The organism is Lacisediminihabitans profunda (genome assembly GCF_008040105.1).
GTDB classification, from domain to species: Bacteria; Actinomycetota; Actinomycetes; order Actinomycetales; family Microbacteriaceae; genus Lacisediminihabitans; species Lacisediminihabitans profunda.
Genome location: NZ_VRMG01000080.1, coordinates 1 through 587, shown reverse-complemented (window position 1 = coordinate 587; position 587 = coordinate 1). Strand labels below are relative to the sequence as shown.

General features: G+C 53.0%; 1 protein-coding gene. It reads left to right on the top strand.

The window, feature by feature from the left end; translation table 11 throughout:
- On the top strand, positions 1-452 hold a 452-nt coding region (locus FVP33_RS19830), incomplete at its 5' end, for a hypothetical protein (RefSeq protein WP_222706800.1).
- Positions 453-587 lie beyond the last annotated feature (135 nt).

Below are 587 nucleotides of genomic sequence, written 5' to 3'. Positions count from 1 at the left end.
CTCTAGGATGGCTTTGTAACTACGCACGTGAGCCTGTTCAAGTCAAGTTCCTTTCAGGCCTAGGATCGCTCTACAGGGACTCTAAGGGCAAGGTGAGAGGCGAGGGACGTAAGTTCTTCTACTTCCAGCTTCTATTCGGAGACCCTGTTGACTGCTACCGACCTGCTGACCTGTGCATCGGGAAGGACTTCGGAGAAGTGGCAGCGTTTAACATCATTAATCCCTGCACAACGGACAAGGAGTGCTGGCAAGCAATCTACGACACCTACAAATCGTGGTACCCTGAGCCTGTCACTTACACAGCATGGGACGACACAGAGCACACTAAAGATGCAATCGATATCATGCAAATGTATTGTGACTGCGCCCACATGCAACGTTGGGCGGGGGATCGGGTAGACTGTAGGGCTGTTTTGGCTAAACTCGGGGTAGACTTAGGAGGTGCAGAATGAGTGTAAGGCCTCGCCCTTGGGAAGACTTCCCGGGCATCTGGAAGACCGAAGCCGCGTTCTTGAGTTGGGTCAGAGGTGGCATTCGCCGCTATCTCTGGTCGAAGAACCCGGTCAAGCTTGAGTGTGCTAAATCCC